The organism is Actinoplanes sp. ATCC 53533, assembly GCF_003947245.1.
The window spans coordinates 1-3133 of record NZ_QHHV01000451.1 but is presented as its reverse complement, the minus strand read 5'-3'; the positions used below and the strand labels follow the sequence as shown (position 1 = coordinate 3133).

Genomic DNA, 3133 nt, shown 5'->3' with positions numbered 1-3133 from the left:
CCAGCCTCCGCGGTGTCAACTACCGTGCTTCGGCTCAGGTCCTTGGAAGCGCCCTACCGGCTGATGCAGGCCGAGCCTGAGGCGAAGAGCGCGTGGACGCAGGCCCGACCACTTCGATGCCGGTCACGGCCAGCGGGCGCAAATGATCACCGCGTGCCGCTGACCGACGACCGCCTTCGCGCCACGCTCAGTCACCACGAGCGTCCGGTCGGCGAGCGGATCGCGGTAGATGAACGCGTCTGACGGCGGAAGCGGACCGACGCGGTGCCGCCAGTTACGGCACCGCGATGGCTGTCGTCGTGTGGTGTTTGTGGGTATGCCCATCGAAGCGGCATCCTGTGGCGATGCCAATTCAGTCCCCTGCCGCCCGGCCCTGCGGTACGTGTCCCTACCGTAGGGACTGCCCGTCCGGTATATGGACGGGCGAAACGTACGGCCGACTGGTGCTGTACGACCTTCCGACGGCGCTCCAACCGAACCGGGTATTCCTGTGCCATCTGCAGGACACGGCCACCGGCCGGCGGGTCTGCGGCGGATGGGCCGGCACACACGACACCGAGCAGCTCCTCGGGCTGAGGTACGCGGTCATCGACGGCGACATGACCGCCGAGACATTGCAGGCGATCCTGGTGTACAGGTCGCCGGTACCTCTGTTCGAGTCAGGAAAGGCCGCCTACGAGCACGGCATCCGCGACATCAACAACCCCAGCCCGGAAGCCCAAGCCGCGATCTCGAGAATCGAGCGAACCCGCACCGACCTCATCTACCTCGATGGGCCGGAACGTACGTCCACCCGATGATGATCCGGCGGTTTCTAGCGGCCGTCTACGACTCAGGACAGAGGCTACGGGTTCATGCTGGCGGCTGCTGACGGCCACACCGAGGTCGATGGCCTCCGACGCGAGGACGGCTCGGTGGCGAGGCTAGTGCTCTGACCGGAAACGTTGGCCGGGTTGGTGACACGCCGGTCAACGTTCCCGGTCCTGGCTCGTGCGGGGTTGAGGCTGTCGGGATGGCGGAACCTGTCCGGGCTCGGCGGCTCAGTGATGACGAGGGCCGGCGACTACAGCAGATCGTGCGGCGTGGGACCGGGTCACCGATCCGGTTGCGTCGGGCGATGGTCATCATGGCTTCGGCCAGCGGGAACACCGTCCCGGCGATCGCGCGGCTGGTCCAGGGCGACGAGGACGCGGTCCGTGAGGTCATCCACCGGTTCAACGAGATGGGTCTGGCCTGCCTGGACCCTCGGTGGGCGGGTGGCCGTCCCCGCCGGATCAGTGAAGACGACGAAGCGTTCATCGTCGCGACGGCCCGTACCAGACCCCAAGCCCTCGGTCAGCCGTTCACCCGGTGGAGCCTGCGCAAACTCGCCGACTTCCTGACCCACAACCGCGGACCGCGCCGGGTGCGAGTCGGCCGGGAACGGCTGCGGGAGTTCCTGCACCAGCACGACATCACGTTCCAGCGCACGAAGACCTGGAAGGAGACCAACGACCCGAACGCCGAGGCCAAGTTGGCCCGGATCGAGGCTGTGACCACGGCGTTCCCGGACCGGGTCTTCGCGTTCGACGAGTTCGGGCCGTTGACCATCCGCCCGCACGCGGGCGCGTCCTGGACCGCGGCCGGGCACCCGGACCGGCTGCCGGGCAACTATCACAAGCTGCACGGCGTGCGGCAGTTCCACGCCTGTTACAGCGTCGGCGACGACACCCTGTGGGGCGTCGTGCGCCGGCGCAAGTCCGCGGCGAACACCCTGGCCGCGCTCAAGTCGATCCGCAAGGCTCGGCCGGACGGTGCGCCGGTTTACGTGATCCTGGACAACCTGTCGGCGCATAAGGGCAAGCAGATCCGGGCCTGGGCTGCCCGTAACCGGGTCGAGCTGTGTTTCACCCCGACGTACTCGTCGTGGGCGAACCCGATCGAAGCGCACTTCGGACCGCTACGGATGTTCGTCGTGGCCGGCTCGAACCACCCCAACCACCAGGTCGCGACCCAGGCGCTGCACGACTATCTGCGGTGGCGCAACGCCAACGCCCGCCACCCCGACGTCCTCGCCGCCCAGCGTCGCGAGCGGGCCCGGGCCCGCTCCGAACGGCAACGCCGATGGGGTCACACCGCACGCGCCGCGGCATGACCCCGAACCGGCCAACGTTTCCGGTCAGAGCACTAGACGCAATGCCGTTCAGTTAGGGCGTTGGTGGGGGTGTCAAGGGTCTGGGCTGATGATGTCGATGCTGGTGATGGCTTGGTAGCTGCGTCGGTCGATGTTGGGGCCACGGGCCTGGTATTTGCTGTTCGAGCGTTTGATCATGCGGGTTTTGATGCGGTTCCGGCGGTCGGGTTGCAGGTTGTCCAGGATGGCGGCGCCGATGGCGCCGATCAGGTCGATGACGGTGTCGGCGATGATCCCGGCGGCGTGCACGATCTGGTCGCGGGCGGTGTTCAGGGCGGTGGTGAAGCTGGCTCGGTCGGGGTCGAGGCCGGGTCGGCTGTCGGTAGCGTCGGTCATGGCGGTGCGCAGGATTTGGTAGGTGACCAGCAGGGCGTGGATTTCCTGGTCGATGCCGTCGGGAGTGCGGGCGCGTAGGACGCGCCCGCCGAGGATGCTGGATTTGAGTTCGAGGTAAGCGGTCTCAGTCACCCACTCGTGGGACACCTGAAGATGACGGTTCGTCGCATACTGAGCCAATACTTACGGTAGTCGCGTTGTTGCGGCTGGTCGATTTGGTTGACCGGCTGCGGCGCCGGGTGGGTCAGGTCGGTGATCAGAGCAGATGTCACGAAGTGACGGCGAGCCCCCCGATGCCTGGTGTGGGAGTCGTTGGACAGCGACCGGCGGGCGATAGTGATACGGCTGTTGGGGACGTGGGCGACCCGGGCAGTGACGAGCCAGGACGGCCGTCGTGAATGCGCGGGCGTGGCGAGCCGTGGGGAGCGTCGGAGTCGAAGATCACCTCGCGGCATCGGGATCGGATGGCGGTGGTGTATGTGCGTCAGTCGAGCCGCCAGCAGGTACTGGAACATCGTGAGTCGACCCGGTTGCAGTACGCGTTGGTCGAGCGGGCCGCCGGGCTGGGCTGGGCGCGGTCACGGATCGTGGTGATCGACGAGGATTTGGGGCGGTCGGCGGCGG

4 protein-coding genes are annotated in these 3133 nt (G+C 67.3%); 3 read left to right on the top strand and 1 reads right to left on the bottom strand.

Annotation, left to right across the window (positions count from 1 at the left end):
* The 3 genes from DMB66_RS65090 to DMB66_RS58995 form a co-directional block, all read left to right on the top strand.
* The coding region (locus DMB66_RS65090) for a hypothetical protein (protein ID WP_233625608.1) at nucleotides 1-243 on the top strand (243 nt) is incomplete at its 5' end.
* Nucleotides 244-287: 44 nt separating this feature from the next.
* Nucleotides 288-800 carry a DUF6283 family protein gene (locus DMB66_RS59000; RefSeq protein WP_370321522.1) on the top strand — a complete coding sequence of 171 codons (513 nt, stop codon included), beginning with the start codon at nucleotides 288-290 and terminating at the stop codon, nucleotides 798-800.
* A gap of 212 nt (nucleotides 801-1012) precedes the next feature.
* A complete protein-coding gene (locus DMB66_RS58995) occupies nucleotides 1013-2134 on the top strand; it encodes an IS630 family transposase (protein ID WP_125812613.1) in 1122 nt (373 codons plus the stop codon).
* A 72-nt stretch (nucleotides 2135-2206) separates the two neighbouring features.
* Here the strand turns inward: DMB66_RS58995 and DMB66_RS58990 are convergent, their stop codons facing one another.
* On the bottom strand, nucleotides 2207-2689 hold the full coding sequence (locus tag DMB66_RS58990) for a hypothetical protein (protein ID WP_233625607.1): 483 nt from the start codon (nucleotides 2687-2689) through the stop codon (nucleotides 2207-2209).
* Between the last annotated feature and the right edge of the window lie 444 nt (nucleotides 2690-3133).